Source organism: Streptomyces sp. NPDC027672 (assembly GCF_055566335.1).
On sequence record NZ_JBVHSO010000006.1, the window covers coordinates 153,635 to 172,324 of the forward strand.

Consider the following 18,690-nt stretch of genomic DNA (forward strand, 5'->3'; position numbering starts at 1 on the left):
GAGAGGGTCGTGACGACGATGACGGAAGCGTCCGTACGCGAGTTCAAGATGCCGGACGTGGGCGAGGGACTCACCGAGGCCGAGATCCTCAAGTGGTACGTCCAGCCGGGTGACACGGTCACCGACGGCCAGGTGGTCTGCGAGGTGGAGACGGCGAAGGCGGCCGTCGAACTGCCCATCCCGTACGACGGCGTGGTCCGCGAACTGCACTTCCCCGAGGGCACCACGGTGGACGTGGGCACGTCCATCATCTCGGTGGCCGTGGCCGGCGCGGCCCCCGCGGACGCGCCCGCCGCACCCCCGGCGGCGGAGCCCGCCCCGAAGGAGGAGCCGAAGCCGGCGGGCCGTCAGCCGGTCCTCGTCGGATACGGCGTGGCGGCCAGCTCCACCAAGCGCCGCCCGCGCAAGGGCCCGCAGGTCGCCGTCCCGGCGCCGGCCCAGGCGGTCCAGGCGGTCCAGCCCGGACTGAACGGGCACGGCTCCACGGTCCCCGGCGCGTCCCGCCCGCTGGCCAAGCCCCCGGTCCGCAAGCTGGCCAGGGACCTGGGCGTCGACCTGGCCGTGATCACCCCGTCCGGCCCGGACGGCGTCATCACCCGCGAGGACGTCCACGCGGCCGCCGCACCCCCGGCCGCCGCACCGGCTGCCCAGGCCCCGGCCGTCCCGGCGCCGGCCGCCGCGCCCGTGGCCCCGGCGCCCGCGGCGTCGTACGACACCGGGCGCGAGACCCGGATCCCGGTCAAGGGCGTGCGCAAGGCCACCGCGCAGGCGATGGTCGGCTCCGCCTTCACGGCGCCGCACGTCACCGAGTTCGTGACGGTGGACGTGACCCGCACGATGCGGCTGGTCGAGGAGCTGAAGCAGGACAAGGACATGCAGGGCCTGCGGATCAACCCGCTCCTGCTGATCGCCAAGGCCCTGCTGGTCGCCATCAAGCGCAACCCGGACATCAACGCCTCCTGGGACGAGGCCGCCCAGGAGATCGTGCTCAAGCACTACGTGAACCTGGGCATCGCGGCGGCCACCCCGCGCGGACTGATCGTCCCGAACATCAAGGACGCGCACACCAAGACGCTCCCGCAGCTCGCCGGGGCGCTGGCCGAACTGGTGGCGACGGCCCGCGAGGGCAAGACCTCGCCGGCGGCGATGCAGGGCGGCACGGTGACCATCACCAACGTCGGCGTCTTCGGCGTCGACACGGGCACCCCGATCCTCAACCCGGGCGAGTCCGCGATCCTCGCGGTGGGCGCGATCAAGCCCCAGCCGTGGGTCCACAACGGCAAGGTGAAGCCGCGTCAGGTCACCACGCTGGCGCTCAGCTTCGACCACCGCCTGGTCGACGGCGAGCTGGGTTCCAGGGTGCTGGCGGATGTCGCGGCGATCCTGGAACAGCCCAAGAGACTGATCACCTGGGCGTAGGCGCGCCAAGCCGGGTACGCTCGGCAGGTGGAGGGGACGGCCGCAACTTCGTTTTGCGACCGCCCCCTCCGCTTCGTTTTCTCAGGCCCGGTGCAGCACGTACACCGGCGCTCCGTCCTCCGTCCCGCCCTGTGACCGGATGCAGGCGTGCTTGCGCAGCAGACGCAGGCACTCGTTGACCCGGTGCACCGTGAGGCCGGTGCGCGCGGCGATGGACTCCAGCGGCTCGCGCAGCTCGCCCTTCTCGACCAGGACCGGCGCGATCACCACGGCCACCGCCCACACGTCCTGGGTCACGGACAGCCGCTGCCGCCAGTCGGCCAGGACGGCCTCCGTGGTGGACGGCGCCGCGAGGGGACCGTCGGAGCCGGGGCGGGCGGCGGCGAAGGTGTCGAGCCGGTCCGCGATGCGCTCCATCGCCCGCACCAGGGCCTGCTGCACGGCGAGGTTGGCCTTCCCCAGTTCGATCAGCTCGCGCTGCCCGCTGGCCAGTTCCTCGTCCAGCCGGAGGTTGTGCGCCTCCAGCCGGACGATGGCCTCCGCGACCTGTTCCGGCATGGCGTAGGCGACGGGCGCGCCCGGTTCGGCGGGCTGCACCTCGGCCTCTTCGAGAGTGTAGGAACCCTCTCGCTGTACGGTCTCGATGACTTCGGCGACCCAGAGTTTGAAGGGTGTGCAGGCCGCCTTGGTGCAGGCGTTGACGAGCAGGATGAGACCCTGCAGAGAGATGACGTTCAGGTCTCGACGCCACTCCCTACCTGCGGGAACGCTGAGACCGTAACCTCCAGTTAGGGTCTCGAGGGTCTTTCGGTGCCCTTCCGGGACGTGGTCGGAGAGAGCCTTCTGAGGGTTGGTGTGTCCGAGTTCCTTGCAGACGTCCACCGCCGGGAACCAATGGGTTCCGTCCGGCATCGTCAGCCGGCGGACCCGGGCTCCGGTCGCCGCGTAGACGAAGTCGCTGACGTCGAGTGCCTGCCGCCGGTCCGCGGGGCCGGGCTGCTTCCTGGGTTCGTTCATGTGAACCACCTCCGCCGCGGAACGTAGAGCGACAGAAATCGAATATGCCAATTGCAGGAGCAATATTCATGATTGTCGGTGAATTACCCGGATGTGCCGGACACGGGACGGGACGGCGCGGTATGAGTGGGCGTTTTCCCCGTCGGTGCGGTGGCCGGCCCGGGGCAAACGGAAAGGGCCCGCCGCGGTGTGCGGCGGGCCCTTGCGGTGATCCGGTGTCGGCGATGTCAGCCGAGGCGGGCGAAGCCGTAGTTGAGGAGCTTCTTCGCGTCGGTCTCGCGCTGGGTGATGGAGGAGGAGGCGAGGACGGTGCCGATGACCGTCTTGCCGTTCCGGGTCGCGGCGAAGACCAGGCAGTACTTGGCCTCCGGGCCGGAACCGGTCTTCACGCCGATGGTGCCGCTGTAGCTGCTGAGCAGCCCGTTGGTGTTCTTCCACGGGGCCATCGTGCGCGTGCCGCCCGACTTGGTCTGCGTCTTGGCGGTGTACGACTTGGTCTTGACGACCGTACGGAACGTGGCGTACTTCATCGCGCTGCTGGCGATCTTCGTCAGGTCGCGCGGCGTCGAGTAGTTGGAGCCGTTGCCGATGCCGTCGAAGGAGTCGAAGTGGGTGTTGGTCAGCTTCAGGTTCTTCGCGGCGGTGTTCATCTTGCCGATGAAGTTGCTCACGCGCGCGGCGCGGGTGCTGCCGGAGCCGAACTTGTCGGCGAGCGCGTAGGCGGCGTCACAGCCGGACGGCAGCATCAGGCCGTACAGCAGCTGACGGACGGTCACCCGGTCGCCGACGATCAGGTGGGCCTGCGAGGCGTTGTTCTTGACGACGTAGTCGCTGTACGCCTTCTGGATGGTCACCTTGGCGTCGAGGTTGAGGTTCGACTGCGCGAGCACGACCTTGGCGGTCATGATCTTGGTGGTGGACCCGGTGGCGAGCCGGGTGTCCGCCTGCTTCAGGAACAGCGACGAGCTGTTCGCGTTGTTCATGAGGTACCCGCCCTTGGCCACGATCGAGGGCGCGGTGACGGCCTGTGCGGGCGCTGCGGTGAGGGCACCGGTGGCGACCAGTGCGCCGGAGGTGACGGCGACGGCCGCGGCCTTGCGAAGGCGGGTGCCCATAATGCCGGTAATCAAGTGATGTACCTCGAATGTGTTGAATGCCCCTGTTGTGCGGCCGAGTTGAGGTGGGAGCGGTAGGAGGGCCGCATGTGTGTGACACGTAAGTAGCACAGAAGGTTGTGCGGATGCCGGGAGAGGGGCGTTTTCGCGCCCGCGCGGGGCGCGGTCTCGTCCGCATCATGGACGGGGCTCCTGCTTGCGTACGTGTTGTATCTATCCTGTGGGCATGAAAACGGCCGCCGTGCAGCCCGCCCCGCAGTCCCTTAAGCCGCCACCCGCCGCCGACCGTGTGTACACCCACGTCAAGCAGGGTGTGCTCGACCGCCGCTACGAGGGCGGCACGCTGCTCACCGAGGGCGAGCTGGCCGAGGCCGTCGGCGTCTCGCGCACTCCCGTCCGGGAGGCGCTGCTGCGGCTGGAGGCCGAGGGCCTGATCCGGCTCTACCCGAAGAAGGGCGCCCTGGTCCTGCCCGTCTCCGCGCAGGAGATCGCCGACGTGGTGGAGACCCGGCTGCTGGTCGAGGAGCACGCGGCCCGCAAGGCCGTACCCGCGCCGCCGGACCTGCTGGAGCGGCTGACCGGGCTGCTGGAGCGGCAGAAGGCGCAGGCCGCCGCCGGCGACCTGGCCGCCGCCGCGGTCACCGACCGCTGCTTCCACGCCGAGATCGTGCGCAGCGGCGGCAACGAGATCCTGTCCCGGCTCTACGACCAGCTACGCGACCGGCAGCTGCGGATGGGCGTCGCCGTCATGCACTCCCACCCCGACCGGATCGCCAAGACGCTCGCCGAGCACGAGGAGATCCTGGACGCGCTGCGCGCCGGGGACGCGCAGGCCGCCGTCGCCGTCGTGTACCGGCACGTCAGCTGGTTCTCGCACCTCGCGCGGGGTGAGGTCCGATGAGCGCTTCTGAGCGCACCGCCGCCCTGCCGGGCGACCCGCCGGGCGGACGCCGGGCCGTCGCCGTGTGGTCCATAGGCGTGGCGGTCTATTTCGTGGCCGTCATCTTCCGTACGTCGCTGGGCGTGGCCGGTCTCGACGCGGCCGACCGCTTCCACGTCAACGCCTCCGCCCTGTCGGCGTTCTCCATCCTCCAGCTGCTGGTCTACGCCGGCATGCAGATACCCGTCGGCCTGCTGGTCGACCGGCTCGGCACCAAGAAGGTGCTGAGCATCGGCGCGCTGCTGTTCACCGCGGGACAGCTGGGCTTCGCCTTCTCCCCCTCCTACGGCACCGCGCTCGCCTCCCGGGCGCTGCTGGGCTGCGGCGACGCGATGACCTTCATCAGCGTGCTGCGGCTGGGCACCCGCTGGTTCCCGGCCCGGCGCGGCCCGCTGGTCGCCCAGCTCGCGGGACTGGTCGGCATGGCGGGCAACCTGGTCTCGACCCTGGTCCTGGCCCGGCTGCTGCACGGCGTCGGCTGGACCCCGGCGTTCGCGGGCAGCGCGCTGGCGGGCGCGGTCGTGCTGGTGCTGACCCTGCTGTTCCTCAAGGACCACCCGGAGGGACAGGAGCCGGAGCCGTCCGCGCACCGGGGCGGGGTCTACGTCCGCCGGCAGATCGCCGCGTCCTGGCGGGAGCCGGGCACCCGGCTGGGCCTGTGGGTGCACTTCACCACCCAGTTCCCGGCGATGGTGTTCCTGCTGCTGTGGGGCCTGCCGTTCCTCGTCGAGGCGCAGGGTCTCAGCCGCGCCACGGCCGGCGAGCTGCTCACTCTGGTCGTGCTGTCCAACATGGTGATCGGCCTGGTCTACGGCCAGATCATCGCCCGGCACCACGCGGCGCGGCTGCCGCTGGCGCTGGGCACGGTGGGCGCCACCACGCTGCTGTGGGCGGCGACCCTGGCCTATCCCGGACGGCACGCGCCGATGTGGCTGCTGCTGGTGCTGTGCGCGGTGCTCGGCGCGTGCGGGCCCGCGTCGATGATCGGCTTCGACTTCGCCCGGCCGGCCAACCCGCCCGAGCGGCAGGGCACGGCGTCCGGCATCACCAACATGGGCGGCTTCGTCGCCTCCATGACGACCCTGTTCGCCATCGGCGTGCTGCTGGACGCGACCGGGGACGACTACACCGTGGCCTTCTCGGCGGTGTTCGTCCTCCAGGCGCTCGGCGTCAGCCAGATCCTGCGGCTGCGCGGGCGGGCGGCGCGGCGGGAGCGGGAGCGGTTGATCGCGAGCCGGGTGGAGACGGTTCACGTGCCCGCGTAGGCACCCCGGGGCGCGGCGGGGCGGAGGCGGGCCTGCCGGGTCACTGGGTCACTGGGTCACGGCGAAGTGGCGCAGGATCGCCGCCGCCAGGTCCTGGTCGCCGTCGGTCTTCACCCGGTCCGCCACGGCCTCGGGGCCGACCCGGCCGCAGGCCAGGCGGACGTAGGTCTCCCAGTCCAGCGTGAGCGTGGCGGCGGGGCCGAGGGCGGGGACGGTCTCCACCGTGCCGCGGCCCTGGATGTCGACGCGGACGGTGCGCAGGAACTCCACCGGGCCGTGCACGTCGAACACGATCGCCGAGCTGCGCGGGGCGTCGGCGTCGTGGGCGACGACCTTGGGCAGCTCCTCCAGCAGGACGTCCCGCACGACGTACGCGCCCGGCGAATCGAGGTTCCCGGGGCGGCCGAGCGCCGTGCGCAGGTCCTGCTCGTGCACCCACACGTCGAAGGCCCGGGCGCGGTAGGCCTGTTCCACGGTGATCTCCTTGCCGAGCGGGCCGCGCACGAGGGTGCCGGGGTCCCGGGACTCGTTGCGCAGCTGGCGGTTGCGGCGGATCACCGTGTACTCCAGCTCGGCCGTCATCTCCGGCGCCGTGTGGTGGCGGCGGACGTCGACCTGCATCTCCATGTAGCGCTGGTGCTCGGTGGTGACGTGGAAGAGGTCGCGCGGCAGGGCGTGGATGGGGCGTGGGTCGCCGAGCATCTCGCAGTCCATGCCGATCACATGGGACACGATGTCCCGCACCGACCAGCCGGGGCACGGGGTCCGCCGGTTCCACTCGCCCTCGACGAGCGACTGCGCCATCTCGGATATCGCTTCGATGGAGTGCGTCCAGGCGTCGGCGTAGGGCTGGAGAGTGGGATGCAGACTCACGGAAACGGGACCCCTCGGCGGTCGGTACACGGGCAGGTTGCGGCGGCGTTGCCGTTCGGCGGACGGCGCGAAGCACGTCGGCGGGTGTCTTGAGACGCTAAGTTACGCTGCTTACCGGCACCCCGGCAGTGCTTTCGTGTGACGATCGTAGGCCCGTGTGGACAACTCGAATGCCAGGACGGTGGTAGTGTGCGCGCCTCGCTGATCCAGATCTCGGTGCACGAGGAGGAACCGGTCGACTCCCGGCGGCAGCGCGTGGCCGCGCTGGTGCGGGAGCAGAGCGGTGCCGACCTCGTCGTACTGCCCGAACTGTGGACGACCGGTGCCTTCGCCTACGAGGAGTTCGGCCGGGAGGCCGAGCCGCTCGAAGGGCCGACGTACGAGACGATGGCCAAGGCGGCGAGCGACGCGGGCGTGTGGCTGCACGCCGGGTCCATCCCCGAACGCGATCCCGAAGGCCCCCTCTACAACACCTCGCTGGTCTTCTCCCCCTCCGGTGAACTGGCCGCGGCCTACCGCAAGATCCACCGCTTCGGCTTCGACAAGGGCGAGGCGGTGCTGATGGGCGCGGGCCGGGAGCCGGTGACGGTCCGGCTGCCCGGGACCACGCTCGGCGTGGCCACCTGCTACGACCTCCGGTTCCCCGAACTCTTCCGCGCACTGGTCGACGCCGGCGCCGAGACGCTGGTGATCCCGGCGGGCTGGCCCGAGCGGCGGCGCGCGCACTGGACGCTGCTGGCCCAGGCGCGGGCGGTGGAGAACCAGGCGTTCGTGCTCGCCTGCGGAACGGCCGGGACGCACGCCGGGGTCCCGCAGGCCGGCCACTCGATCGTGGTCGACCCGTGGGGCGAGGTGCTGGCGGAGGCCGGTCCCGGCGAGGAGGTCCTCACCGTCGACATCGACCCGGCGAAGGTGGCCGCCACCCGCGAGCAGTTCCCGGCGCTGAAGGACCGCGTGCTGGGCCTGGAGCGGCCCCGGCAGCGGGTCTGAGACCGGCGCACGGAGGCGGCGCCGGATCGCCGCCCTGGGTGCGCCCCGGCCGCCCCCGGCCGTCCTCTCCCCGGCTGTCCCCGGATGCCCCCGGACGCCCCGGCCGGGCTCAGTCCTCCTCGCCCTCCTTCTCGGCGAGGTGGATCACGCACACGGCCACCGCGATCAGCAGCGCCGGATCGGCGTCCTCCCGGACGACGTCCACGCCGTAGGTGTCGCGGAGGGTCAGCCAGCGGCGGGAGATCACCGCGAGGAGTTCGCCGTCGTACTCGACGGCGAACTCCCGGTCCAGGATCTTGCCGCTGACGTCCAGTTCGGTGCCGTCCGCCAGGGCGACCCGGTAGTGGTGGCGCAGCAGGGACAGCCGCTTGCGGCGGATCCTGGCCAGCGGCTCGCCGTCCCGTTCGATCACCATGGTGTCGCGCAGGGCGAACATCTTCTGGTGGATGTCGGCCAGCACCCGCCCCTGGGCGTCCTTCAGCTCGAAGGTGTCCCGCAGGCGCATGGCCTTGCCGTCGACGAGGTAGACCTTCCGGCCGTGCTCGTCCTCGATCCACCAGTCGTCGCCGATGCCGAGGATGCGGTCGCGTACGAGGAATCTCATACGGGTCATGCTTCCCCGTGACCGGGCGATCGTCACGGAGCCGTCCTACGGGAAGCGGCAGGAGGAACCCGGCCGGTCACCCCGGCGTCCCCGCGAACCGTCTGCGGTAGGCGGACGGGCTCAGGCCCGTCTCGCGCCGCAGCCGGACCCGCAGGTTGGCCGCCGTCCCCAGACCGCTGCGCGCCGCCACGACGTCCAGCCGCTCCTCGCCCCGCTCGATCAGCCGGCACGCCAGGGCCACGCGCTCCGCGGTGAGCCAGGCCAGCGGGGTGGTGCCGAGCTGGTCGCGGAAGCGGCGGTGCAGGGTGGCGGGGGAGACGGCCGCGCGGGCGGCGAGCGCGGCGACCGACAGCGGTTCGCCGAGCCGCTCCTGCGCCCAGGCCAGCAGCGGGCCGAGCGAGGCGTCGGGCACCGCGGGCACCGGGCGCTCCACGAACTGCCGCTGGCCGCCGTCCCGGTGCGCGGCGAAGACGAGCCGGCGGGAGACGGCGCCCGCGAGTTCGGCGCCGTGGTCGCGGCGCCAGAGGTGCAGCCCGAGATCGAGCGCGGCGGCGCTGCCCGCGGCGGTGAGGATGTCCCCCTCGTCGACGAACAGCACGTCCGGCTCCAGCAGGACCCCGGGATGCAGTTCCCGGAAGGCGTCCGCCCACATCCAGTGGGTGGTGGCCCGGCGGCCGTCCAGCAGCCCGGCCTCGGCGAGCGCGAAGCTGCCGGTGCAGAAGCCGACGATCCGGGCGCCCCGCGCGTGCGCGCGGCGGATCGCGGCCAGGACGTCGGGCCCGCGCGGGACGACGTTGTCCGGCCGGCCGGGCACGATCAGCGTGTCCGCCGCGTCCGCCGCCGCCAGGCCGGACAGGCCGCTCATGGTGAAGAAGCCGTGGTTCATCCGGATCTCCGGAGCGGGCCCGCACAGCGTGACGTCGTAGAGCGGTCCGGTCCGACCCAGCTCCGGCCGGGGCAGCCCGAACAGTTCGGTGGCGACCCCGACTTCGAACGGGTTGGTGCCCGCGTCGACGATCACCGCCACCCGGTGCGGAGCCTGAGAGGATCGTTGCGGCATGCGCGATTTCTAGCACTCGTGCGCGCCGCCCGGCCACCCGCACGATGAGCGCATGGAACACACGGAACGCACCATGCCCGTCTCTCTCGGGCAGGCTCTCGCCTCCTTCACCGAGCAGTGGAGCCCCCGCATCGTCACCACGGTCAACGACTACGACGTACGGGTGACCAAGGTCGAGGGCGAGCACCTGTGGCACACGCACGCGCACACCGACGAGTTCTTCCTGGTCCTCTCCGGTGAGCTGCGCATCGGTCTGCGGGAGCCGGCCGGCGAGCGCACGGTGGTGCTGTCCCAGGGGTCGGTGTTCACCGTGCCGCGCGGCATCGAGCACAAGCCGTACGCGCCCGTGCCCACCGAGATCCTGCTCTTCGAGCCCTCCGGCACCAGCACGGTGGGCGACCGGCATGACGAGGTGCCCGCGCACGTGGACGTGACGACGGGCCACGCGCTCGGCTGACCGGGCCGCGGAATCCGCCCGGACGGCGGGTGTCCCGCAGGTGAACTTCCGTTCCCGGCAGGGAAGTCGCGCAACCGGACCGGTGGTCCGCCGAGTCGGACGTGGGGTAAGGCGCACGACCGCGCACGTCCTTCCGGAGGTTCCCATGCCCGTTCGTCCCGCCCGCCGCCGGGTGCTCCACGCCGTCTCGGCGGCGACCCTGGTCCTCGGCACGGCCCTGGCCGTGCCGCTCGCCCTGGCCGGCAGCGCCGGCGCCGCCCCGGCGCCGACCACCGCCGAGGTCAACGAGTACGACTGGCAGCTCACCTACCAGGCCGCGGCCGGCCAGGCCAACAAGGCCGCCGTCACCGCGACGCCCACCGCCGACCGCACGGGCATCACCTATGTGATCGACGACGTCGTGCCGGTCCAGGCGGGCCACGGCTGCGTCCATCCCGTCGCCGCGGACCCCACCAAGGTGTCCTGCACGGTCACCTTCGTGGACAGCCAGGACCCGTACGCCGCCCTGGTCGTGGACCTGGGCGACCGCGACGACACGATCACCTACAAGAACGCCACCGACCAGATCTACTCCTACGCCCAGATCTCGCTGGGCGCCGGCCAGGACAAGGCGACCGACTCGGGCCGGCTCGACGGCGCCTACGTCTCGGGCGACGCGGGCGACGACACGATCACGGTCGGCAAGGAGGGACTGGCCTGGGGCGGCGACGGCAACGACACGATCACCGCGAACGGCGGCGGCAACATCGCCAAGGGCGGCAAGGGCAACGACACGCTGCACGGCGGTGCCGGGGCCCAGGACCTGGCCGGTGACGACGGCAAGGACACGATCACCGGCGGCGCCGGCGCCGACACCCTGTACGGCGGCAAGGGCGACGACGTGCTGTACGGCAACAGCGGCGACGACAGGCTGTACGGCAACAGCGGCAACGACAAGCTGTACGGCGGCGCGGGCCGCGACACCCTCTCCGGCGGCCCCGGCCGGAACGTGGTCCACCAGGACTGACGGCCGGCCCGCCGCGGCCCGGGGTTTTCCACAGGCGCCGGACCGGCTTCCGGCGACAGGTGGCACCCTGGAGCCATGACCGATTCCGCACCCCGACGCGCCCGAGTACGCGCCCCCGAGCTGATCGGCAAGGGCGGCTGGCTGAACACGGGAGACCAGCAGTACACCCTCGCCGACCTGCGCGGACGCATCGTCGTCCTGGACTTCTGGACCTTCTGCTGCATCAACTGCCTGCACGTCCTGGACGAGCTGCGCGAGCTGGAGGAGAAGCACCGGGACACGCTCGTGGTGATCGGGGTGCACTCGCCGAAGTTCGTGCACGAGGCCGAGCACCGGGCGGTCGTGGACGCGGTGGAGCGCTACGGCGTGGCGCACCCGGTCCTGGACGACCCGGAGCTGGCCACCTGGAAGCAGTACGCGGTGCGCGCCTGGCCCACCCTCGTGGTGATCGACCCCGAGGGCTATGTCGTCGCCCAGCACGCGGGCGAGGGCCACGCGCACGCCATCGAGCGGCTGGTGGCGGAGCTGGAGGCCGAGCACGAGGCGAAGGGCACCCTGCGCCGCGGCGACGGCCCCTACGTGCCGCCGGAGCCCGAGCCGACGACGCTGCGCTTCCCCGGCAAGGCGCTGCTGCTGCCGTCGGGGAACTTCCTGGTCAGCGACACCACCCGGCACCAGCTGGTGGAGCTGGCCGAGGACGCCGAGACGGTCGTGCGGCGGCTCGGCTCCGGCCGGCGCGGCTTCGCGGACGGCGGCCCGGAGCAGGCGTCCTTCAACGAGCCGCAGGGCCTGGCCCTGCTGGACGACGGCTCGGTGGTGGTCGCCGACACCGTCAACCACGCCCTGCGCCGCCTGGACCCGGCCACCGGCGAGGTGACCACCCTGGCCGGCACCGGCAGGCAGTGGTGGCAGGGCTCGGCCACGTCCGGCCCGGCCCGCGAGGTGGACCTCTCCTCCCCGTGGGACGTGGCGGTCTTCGGCGGCAAGGTGTGGATCGCGATGGCGGGCGTCCATCAACTGTGGACGTACGAACCGGCCGCCCGCACGGTCGCGGTGGCGGCCGGCACCACCAACGAGGGCCTGGTGGACGGGCCCGGAGCGGAGGCCTGGTTCGCCCAGCCTTCCGGTCTCGCGGCCACCGCCGACCGGCTGTGGCTCGCCGACTCCGAGACGAGCGCCCTGCGCTGGGTGGACACCGACGGTCGGGTGCACACCGCCGTCGGCACCGGCCTGTTCGACTTCGGCCACCGGGACGGCGCCGCGGACCAGGCGCTCTTCCAGCACCCGCTGGGCGTCACCGCCCTGCCGGACGGCTCGGTCGCCGTGGCGGACACCTACAACCACGCCCTGCGCCGCTACGACCCCGCCACCGGCGAGGTCACCACGCTCGCCACGGATCTGCGCGAGCCCAGCGACGCCGTGCTGGCCGGCGCCGACATCGTGGTGGTGGAGTCGGCCCGGCACCGGCTGACCCGGCTGCGGCTGCCCGAGGAGGCGGTGCGGGTGGAGTCGGTGGCCCACCGCACCCGGCGGGCGGCCACCGAGGTCGCTCCGGGCCGGCTCCGCCTGGACGTGATCTTCCAGGCGCCCGCGGGCCAGAAGCTGGACACCAGGTACGGCCCGTCGACCCGGCTGCTGGTCTCCTCCACCCCGCCCGAGCTGCTGCTCAAGGGCGAGGGAGCGGACACGGACCTGTCCCGTGAACTGGAGCTGGACCCGGCCGTGACCGAGGGTGTCCTGCACGTCTCGGCGATGGCCGCCTCCTGTGACGACGACCCCGCCAACGCGTACCCGGCCTGCCACGTCCACCAGCAGGACTGGGGCGTCCCGGTCCGCCTCACCGAGGGCGGGACGGACCGCCTGCCCCTCGTCCTGGCGGGCATGGACGAGCAGTAGGCAGGCGGTGCGTCAGACGCCGTAGCCGTCGCTGTAGCCGTCGACGCGGTGGTGGTGGTGATGCGGCTCCTCCTCCACCACCGGCGCCGCCGTCGGCATCACGACGCGCCGGCGCCGTGCGATGCCGCTGAACGTCGCCACCCCGATCAGGCCCACGGCCATCAGGATCAGGCCGACGACGGTGACGTTGACGCCGTGCATGTGCCAGTCGGTCGCGAACGTGAGAATGGCCCCCACGGCTATGAGGATGATGCATCCGCCGAGCCCCATGAGGCTTCGCCTCCCCTGTCGGTGCCGGAACTTCCGGTATGGACCGGGTACCCGGCACCGGCCCGGCTAGCCCTCCAGGAAGGCCGTCAGCGCGTTCGCGAGGAGGAACGGGTCGTCGGCGCCGCACAGTTCGCGGACGCTGTGCATGGAGAGGATCGCCACGCCGATGTCGACCGTGCGGATGCCGTGCCGGGCCGCGGTGATCGGTCCGATGGTGGTGCCGCACGGCATGGAGTTGTTGGAGACGAAGCTCTGGAAGGGCACGCCCGCCTTCTCACAGGCCGCGGCGAACACCGCGCGGCCCGAACCGTCCGTGGCGTAGCGGTTGTTGACGTTCACCTTGAGGATCGGGCCGCCGTTGACCCGCGGGTGGTGCGTCGGGTCGTGCCGCTCGGCGTAGTTGGGGTGCACGGCGTGGCCGGTGTCGGAGGACAGGCAGACCGTGCCGGCGAAGGCGCGGGCCCGGTCCTCGAAGGAGCCGCCGCGGGCGAACACCGAGCGCTCCAGGACGGATCCGAGCAGCGGACCGTCGGCGCCGGTGTCCGACTGGGAGCCGTTCTCCTCGTGGTCGAAGGCGGCCAGCACCGGGATGCGGCCGAGCGGGGCGCCGGAGGCCGCGACGGCGGTGAGGGCGGCGGCACCGGCGTGCACGGACAGCAGGTTGTCCATGCGCGGGCCGGCGACCAGGTCCCGGTCCCGGCCGAGGTAGGCGGGCGGCTCGACCGGATGCGTCATCAGGTCCCAGCCGGTCACCGAGCCGGCCGTCAGCCCGGCCTCCTGCTCCAGGAAGGCGATCAGATCGCCGTCGCGCACCTCGTCGCCCAGGCCCCACACCGGCTGGAGGTGGCGCTGCTTGTCCAGCTTGAGCCCCTCGGTGCCGACCGAGCGGTCCAGGTGGATGGCGAGCTGCGGCACCCGCAGCAGCGGCCGGTCCACGTTGACCAGGACCGTGGAGCCGTCGCGCAGGGTGAGCCGGCCGGCCAGGCCCAGGTCCCGGTCCAGCCAGGAGTTGAGCAGCGGACCGCCGTAGATCTCCACGGCCACCTGGCGCCAGCCGTGCGCCCCGGTGTCCGGGCGCGGCTTGACCCGCAGGCTCGGGGAGTCGGTGTGGGCCCCGATGATGTGGAAGGGCGTGTGCGGCTCGGCGCCCTCGGGCACGTACCAGGCCACGATCGCGCCGCCGCGCAGCACGTACCGGCCGCCGTGGCCGTTCGCCACGGCGTCCCAGGCGTCCGTCTCCGCGACCTGCCGGAAGCCCGCCTTCTCCAGCCGCTCGGCGGTGTTCGCCACGGCGTGGTACGGCGACGGGCTCGCCGCCAGGAAGGACATCAGGTCGTCGGTGTGGCCGCGGTCGAAGCGGGCTGGTGCGCTCATGGGATTCACCTTAACGACGTGCACGGGCCCGCTCCCGGAAAGAGAGCGGGCCCGTGCGAGGTATCGACGGGGACGTCCAGGACATCTGGAACGTCCGGAAGGTCCGGGAGGTCAGAACGCGGTCTCGTCCAGCTCCATCAGGTCCAGCTCGACGGTGCCGGCGACCTTGCGGGCGAGGGTGACGCCCGGCAGGACGTTGGCCGCGAAGAACTTGGCCGCGGCGATCTTGCCGGTGTAGAACGCCTTGTCCTTCGCCGAGGCCGTGGCCAGCTTCTCGGCGGCGATGGCGGCGCCCTTCAGGAGCAGGTAGCCGACGACCACGTCACCGGAGGCCATGAGCAGCCGGGTGGTGTTCAGGCCGACCTTGTAGATGTTCTTGGTGTCCTGCTCGGTGGCGGCCAGGTCGGTCAGCATCAGGCCGACGATCGCCTCCAGCTCCACGGCCGCCTTGGCCAGGTGCTCGCGGGCGCCGGCCAGCTCCTCGCCGCCGGTGCCGAGCGCCAGGAACTTCTTGATGTCCTCGGCGAGGGAGTTCAGCGCGGCGCCCTGGTTGCGGACGATCTTCCGGAAGAAGAAGTCCTGGCCCTGGATGGCCGTGGTGCCCTCGTACAGGGTGTCGATCTTGGAGTCCCGGATGTACTGCTCGATCGGGTACTCCTGGAGGAAGCCGGAGCCGCCGAAGGTCTGCAGCGACTGGGCGAGCTGCTCGTAGCCCTTCTCGGAGCCGTAGCCCTTGACGATGGGCAGCAGCAGGTCGTTCAGCGCGTGCTCGGCGGAGGCGTCCTCGCCGTCCGCCTCCTTGATCTGGATGGCGTCCTGGATCGAGGCGGTGTACAGGACCAGGGCGCGCATGCCCTCCGCGTACGCCTTCTGCGTGATCAGCGAGCGGCGCACGTCGGGGTGGTGGGTGATGGTGACCTTGGGCGCGGTCTTGTCCATGAAGTTGGCCAGGTCCGGGCCCTGGACGCGCTCCTTGGCGTACTCCAGCGCGTTCAGGTAGCCGGTGGAGAGCGTGGAGATCGCCTTCGTGCCGACCATCATCCGGGCGAACTCGATGATGCGGAACATCTGGCGGATGCCGTCGTGCTTGTCGCCGATCAGCCAGCCCTTGGCCGGGTGCCGGTCGCCGAAGGTCATCTCGCAGGTGTTGGAGGCCTTCAGGCCCATCTTGTGCTCGACGTTGGTGGCGTAGACGCCGTTGCGCTCGCCCAGCTCGCCGGTCTCGAAGTCGAAGAGGTACTTCGGGACGAGGAAGAGGGACAGGCCCTTGGTGCCGGGGCCGGCGCCCTCGGGACGCGCGAGCACGTAGTGGAGGATGTTCTCCGACATGTCGTGCTCACCGGAGGTGATGAAGCGCTTCACGCCCTCGATGTGCCAGGAGCCGTCCTCCTGCTGGACCGCCTTGGTGCGGCCGGCGCCCACGTCCGAGCCCGCGTCGGGCTCGGTGAGGACCATGGTGGAGCCCCACTGCTTCTCGACCGCGATGCCGGCGATGTGCTTCTGGACGTCGTTGCCCTCTTCGAAGAGGATGCCGGCGAACGCCGGGCCGGAGGAGTACATCCACACGGCCGGGTTGGCGCCCAGGATCAGTTCGGCGTAGGCCCAGATGAGGGAGCGCGGCGCGGTGGTGCCGCCGATCTCCTCGGGCAGCCCGAGCCGCCAGTACTCGGAGTCCATGAAGGCCTGGTAGCTCTTCTTGAAGGACGCCGGGACGGGCGCGGTGTTGGTCTCCGGGTCGAAGACGGGCGGGTTGCGGTCGGCGTCCGCGAAGGACTCGGCCAGCTCGTTCTCGGAGAGGCGGGTCAGCTCCTCCAGGACGCTCTTGGCGGTGTCGACGTCCATCTCCTCGAACGGGCCGGTGCCGTACACCTTGTCGCGCCCGAGTACTTCGAAGAGGTTGAACTCGATGTCGCGGAGATTCGACTTGTAGTGCCCCATGGCGACGGCTCCGTTGAGAGAGATCGGCGAGGCACTGGCTCCTCGCACCTAAGTTCACGTACCAGCAACTGTCTACGATGATGCTACCCGTCGGTAATAAGACGCAACCCCAGTCCGGGCATCTGTGACCCGTCTCAAGTCCCTGCTCCGCGGGGTTCCGGCGCCGTAACCCGTCCGGGCGGCGGGGCGGCTCGGTACGCTTCTCCGCATGTACGGCTACGACCAGAACGCGGGCGCCCAGCAGCAGTACGCCTCGCCGCAGCAGCAGATGCCGGGCGGTGTCGGCGGGTACGGCCAGCAGCCGCCGCTGTATCCGGAGCCGTCCCCGCCCTCGCTGGCCGACGCGGTGCGCGCCTTCACCACCGGTCAGATGTCCGCCGAGGACTTCCAGCAGATCTTCGCGACCTCCAAGGTGTACTGCCCGCGCGGCGACACCCCCGGCTTCCTCGCCCTGCACAACACCCAGCAGCCGGTGATCCCGATGTTCACCTCGCTGAAGGAGCTGCGCCGGTACGCGGGCAAGGAGTCCAAGTACTTCGTGATCACCGGCGCCGAGGTCATCGACCTGCTGCCGACCGGCTACGGCTTCGTCCTGGACATGGAGGGCGAGCACCGGATGGTCTTCGACGCCAAGGCGGTCGAGCAGATGGTCGACTTCGCGATGCGCCGGATGTACGGCGGCGTGTGAGTGTGCCGCGACCGCAGCGGGGCCCGGAGGGAATTCCCTCCGGGCCTTTTCCGTTGGGGGTGGCAAGAAGTTCAACGCTCAACTAAAGTGGGCGTACCAAGGAGGTACCGACCATGCCCGCAGTGACCGTCGAGAACCCGTTGACGCTGCCCCGTGTGACCGCTCCCGCCGACGCCGTGGCACGTCCCGTGCTCACCGTCACGACCGCTCCCAGCGGTTTCGAGGGCGAGGGCTTCCCGGTGCGCCGGGCGTTCGCGGGGATCAACTACCGCCATCTCGACCCGTTCATCATGATGGACCAGATGGGTGAGGTGGACTATCAGCCCGGCGAGCCGAAGGGCACGCCCTGGCACCCGCACCGCGGCTTCGAGACCGTCACCTACATCATCGACGGCGTCTTCGACCACCAGGACTCGCACGGTGGCGGCGGCACCATCACCAACGGCGACACCCAGTGGATGACGGCGGGTTCGGGCCTGCTGCACATCGAGGCGCCGCCGGAGCACCTCGTGGTGTCCGGCGGTCTCTTCCACGGCCTCCAGCTGTGGGTGAACCTGCCCGCCAAGGACAAGCTGATGGCCCCGCGCTACCAGGACATCCGCGGCGGCAGCGTCCAGCTGCTCACCTCCCCCGACGGCGGCGCGCTGCTGCGCGTCATCGCCGGCGAGCTGGACGGCCACCAGGGCCCCGGTGCCACGCACACGCCGATCACGATGATCCACGCGACCCTCGCGCCGGGCGCGGAGATCACCCTGCCGTGGCGGGAGGACTTCAACGGTCTCGCGTACGTCCTCGCGGGCCGGGGCACGGTCGGCGCCGAGCGCCGCCCGGTCCACCTGGGCCAGACCGCCGTCTTCGGGTCCGGCTCCTCGCTGACCGTCCGCGCGGACGAGCGGCAGGACGGGCACACCCCGGACCTGGAGGTCGTGCTGCTCGGCGGTCGGCCCATCCGGGAGCCGATGGCCCACTACGGCCCGTTCGTCATGAACACCCAGGACGAGCTGGTGCAGGCGTTCGAGGACTTCAAGAAGGGCCGCTTCGGCACCGTCCCGGCGGTGCACGGGATGACCGAGGGCGGCCTGTAGGCCCCGGCCGCCCGACGGCGAGGCTCCGCCCCCACCTCGGGGCGGAGCCTCGCCGTGTCCGGAGCGCGGCGGTTCACTGCGCGCGGTGCGGCGGGTGGCGGGCGACCTTCAGGCGGACCTCGGTGGGCATGTCGGGCAGGCCGGTGGACCGGTGAGCGGTCCGCAGCGGGCCTTCGCACAGGGCACCGAGAGCGGCGCCGGGAGCGCCGTGCGGGGTGAGGGTGAGCCCGACGCGGGTGCGCGGCCGGGCGGGCCGGCCGGTGATGCGTACGGCCGCGTCCCGGACCTCCGGCAGGGCGCCGGCCTCGGTGGCGATGGCGTCGCCGAGCGCGCGGTCGCTCAGTTCGACGCCCTCCGGCGGGGGCGTGCCGCCGACCGGCAGCGCTCCGGGACGGCGCCGGCTCAGCTGGGTGAGCAGCCACCACAGGGCGAGCAGGGCGGCGACGGCGAGCGCGGCGATGACCACGGGCCACCACCACCAGCCCTGGCCGCTCCAGCGGATCCGGTCGGCGGTGCCGAGCAGGACGTCGTCCGGGGCGGTCAGGGGCCAGCCGGCGGGCGGGCCCAGGCCGTGCCGCCGGTAGACGTCGAAGCCGGCGAAGAGGATCAGCAGTCCGCCGCCGAGCAGGACCAGTCCGGCGAGGGCCAGCAGAGTGCGGTTGAGTGCGGATCGCGGGGTCATGGCGCGTGCTC

18 protein-coding genes are annotated in these 18,690 nt (G+C 71.7%); 9 read left to right on the forward strand and 9 right to left on the reverse strand.

Annotated features, from left to right (window positions below):
* The first annotated feature begins 9 nt into the window (after window positions 1-9).
* Window positions 10-1,419 carry a dihydrolipoamide acetyltransferase family protein gene (locus ACZ4SV_RS16525; protein ID WP_468004981.1) on the forward strand — a complete coding sequence of 470 codons (1,410 nt, stop codon included), beginning with the start codon at window positions 10-12 and terminating at the stop codon, window positions 1,417-1,419.
* 81 nt (window positions 1,420-1,500) lie between these two features.
* Here ACZ4SV_RS16525 and ACZ4SV_RS16530 read toward each other — a convergent pair whose 3' ends face one another.
* Both ACZ4SV_RS16530 and ACZ4SV_RS16535 read right to left on the reverse strand, forming a co-directional pair.
* Window positions 1,501-2,436, reverse strand: a complete 936-nt coding sequence (locus ACZ4SV_RS16530) for a BRO-N domain-containing protein (protein WP_468004983.1) — start codon at window positions 2,434-2,436, stop codon at window positions 1,501-1,503.
* A 227-nt stretch (window positions 2,437-2,663) separates the two neighbouring features.
* Window positions 2,664-3,566, reverse strand: coding sequence for a D-alanyl-D-alanine carboxypeptidase family protein (locus ACZ4SV_RS16535; RefSeq protein WP_468004985.1), 903 nt, complete (start codon window positions 3,564-3,566; stop codon window positions 2,664-2,666).
* 211 nt (window positions 3,567-3,777) lie between these two features.
* Between ACZ4SV_RS16535 and ACZ4SV_RS16540 the strand changes: the two genes are divergently transcribed.
* Window positions 3,778-4,452, forward strand: a complete 675-nt coding sequence (locus ACZ4SV_RS16540; protein ID WP_468004987.1) for a GntR family transcriptional regulator — start codon at window positions 3,778-3,780, stop codon at window positions 4,450-4,452.
* Entirely contained in the window at window positions 4,449-5,756 is a 1,308-nt protein-coding gene (locus ACZ4SV_RS16545) for an MFS transporter (protein ID WP_468004989.1), read from the forward strand. The genes ACZ4SV_RS16540 and ACZ4SV_RS16545 overlap by 4 nt, the downstream gene beginning before the upstream one ends.
* A gap of 48 nt (window positions 5,757-5,804) precedes the next feature.
* Here ACZ4SV_RS16545 and ACZ4SV_RS16550 read toward each other — a convergent pair whose 3' ends face one another.
* Complete coding sequence (locus tag ACZ4SV_RS16550; protein ID WP_398214836.1) at window positions 5,805-6,629, reverse strand: maleylpyruvate isomerase family mycothiol-dependent enzyme; 825 nt, start codon at window positions 6,627-6,629, stop codon at window positions 5,805-5,807.
* A 189-nt stretch (window positions 6,630-6,818) separates the two neighbouring features.
* On the opposite strand from ACZ4SV_RS16550, the gene ACZ4SV_RS16555 reads away from it, so the two are divergent.
* Window positions 6,819-7,619 carry a carbon-nitrogen family hydrolase gene (locus ACZ4SV_RS16555; protein ID WP_468004991.1) on the forward strand — a complete coding sequence of 267 codons (801 nt, stop codon included), beginning with the start codon at window positions 6,819-6,821 and terminating at the stop codon, window positions 7,617-7,619.
* Window positions 7,620-7,728: 109 nt separating this feature from the next.
* Here the strand turns inward: ACZ4SV_RS16555 and ACZ4SV_RS16560 are convergent, their stop codons facing one another.
* Both ACZ4SV_RS16560 and ACZ4SV_RS16565 read right to left on the reverse strand, forming a co-directional pair.
* Window positions 7,729-8,223: an LURP-one-related/scramblase family protein gene (locus ACZ4SV_RS16560; protein ID WP_365941515.1), complete on the reverse strand. Its 495-nt coding sequence runs from the start codon at window positions 8,221-8,223 to the stop codon at window positions 7,729-7,731.
* Between the two features lie 76 nt (window positions 8,224-8,299).
* A complete protein-coding gene (locus ACZ4SV_RS16565; RefSeq protein ID WP_365880935.1) occupies window positions 8,300-9,283 on the reverse strand; it encodes a GlxA family transcriptional regulator in 984 nt (327 codons plus the stop codon).
* 52 nt (window positions 9,284-9,335) lie between these two features.
* Between ACZ4SV_RS16565 and ACZ4SV_RS16570 the strand changes: the two genes are divergently transcribed.
* From ACZ4SV_RS16570 to ACZ4SV_RS16580, 3 genes are all read left to right on the forward strand, one after another.
* Window positions 9,336-9,740: a cupin domain-containing protein gene (locus ACZ4SV_RS16570; RefSeq protein WP_397936422.1), complete on the forward strand. Its 405-nt coding sequence runs from the start codon at window positions 9,336-9,338 to the stop codon at window positions 9,738-9,740.
* Window positions 9,741-9,885: 145 nt separating this feature from the next.
* On the forward strand, window positions 9,886-10,746 hold the full coding sequence (locus ACZ4SV_RS16575) for a calcium-binding protein (RefSeq protein ID WP_468004994.1): 861 nt from the start codon (window positions 9,886-9,888) through the stop codon (window positions 10,744-10,746).
* A gap of 75 nt (window positions 10,747-10,821) precedes the next feature.
* Window positions 10,822-12,642, forward strand: a complete 1,821-nt coding sequence (locus ACZ4SV_RS16580; protein WP_468004996.1) for a thioredoxin-like domain-containing protein — start codon at window positions 10,822-10,824, stop codon at window positions 12,640-12,642.
* Between the two features lie 12 nt (window positions 12,643-12,654).
* Here ACZ4SV_RS16580 and ACZ4SV_RS16585 read toward each other — a convergent pair whose 3' ends face one another.
* From ACZ4SV_RS16585 to ACZ4SV_RS16595, 3 genes are all read right to left on the reverse strand, one after another.
* Window positions 12,655-12,912, reverse strand: a complete 258-nt coding sequence (locus tag ACZ4SV_RS16585) for a hypothetical protein (protein WP_365880927.1) — start codon at window positions 12,910-12,912, stop codon at window positions 12,655-12,657.
* Window positions 12,913-12,978: 66 nt separating this feature from the next.
* Window positions 12,979-14,286 carry a M18 family aminopeptidase gene (locus tag ACZ4SV_RS16590; RefSeq protein WP_397936419.1) on the reverse strand — a complete coding sequence of 436 codons (1,308 nt, stop codon included), beginning with the start codon at window positions 14,284-14,286 and terminating at the stop codon, window positions 12,979-12,981.
* 111 nt (window positions 14,287-14,397) lie between these two features.
* The gene (locus tag ACZ4SV_RS16595) at window positions 14,398-16,224 is read right to left on the reverse strand and encodes an acyl-CoA dehydrogenase (protein WP_397936418.1); all 1,827 of its coding nucleotides are present in this window, start codon (window positions 16,222-16,224) and stop codon (window positions 14,398-14,400) included.
* A gap of 208 nt (window positions 16,225-16,432) precedes the next feature.
* On the opposite strand from ACZ4SV_RS16595, the gene ACZ4SV_RS16600 reads away from it, so the two are divergent.
* Window positions 16,433-16,912 carry an SseB family protein gene (locus ACZ4SV_RS16600; RefSeq protein ID WP_468004999.1) on the forward strand — a complete coding sequence of 160 codons (480 nt, stop codon included), beginning with the start codon at window positions 16,433-16,435 and terminating at the stop codon, window positions 16,910-16,912.
* A 113-nt stretch (window positions 16,913-17,025) separates the two neighbouring features.
* Window positions 17,026-17,997 (forward strand): pirin family protein, encoded by a 972-nt coding sequence (locus ACZ4SV_RS16605; RefSeq protein WP_397936417.1) that lies wholly within the window; start codon window positions 17,026-17,028, stop codon window positions 17,995-17,997.
* A gap of 73 nt (window positions 17,998-18,070) precedes the next feature.
* Here ACZ4SV_RS16605 and ACZ4SV_RS16610 read toward each other — a convergent pair whose 3' ends face one another.
* Window positions 18,071-18,679, reverse strand: a complete 609-nt coding sequence (locus tag ACZ4SV_RS16610; RefSeq protein ID WP_468005002.1) for an alkaline shock response membrane anchor protein AmaP — start codon at window positions 18,677-18,679, stop codon at window positions 18,071-18,073.
* Window positions 18,680-18,690: the final 11 nt, after the last annotated feature.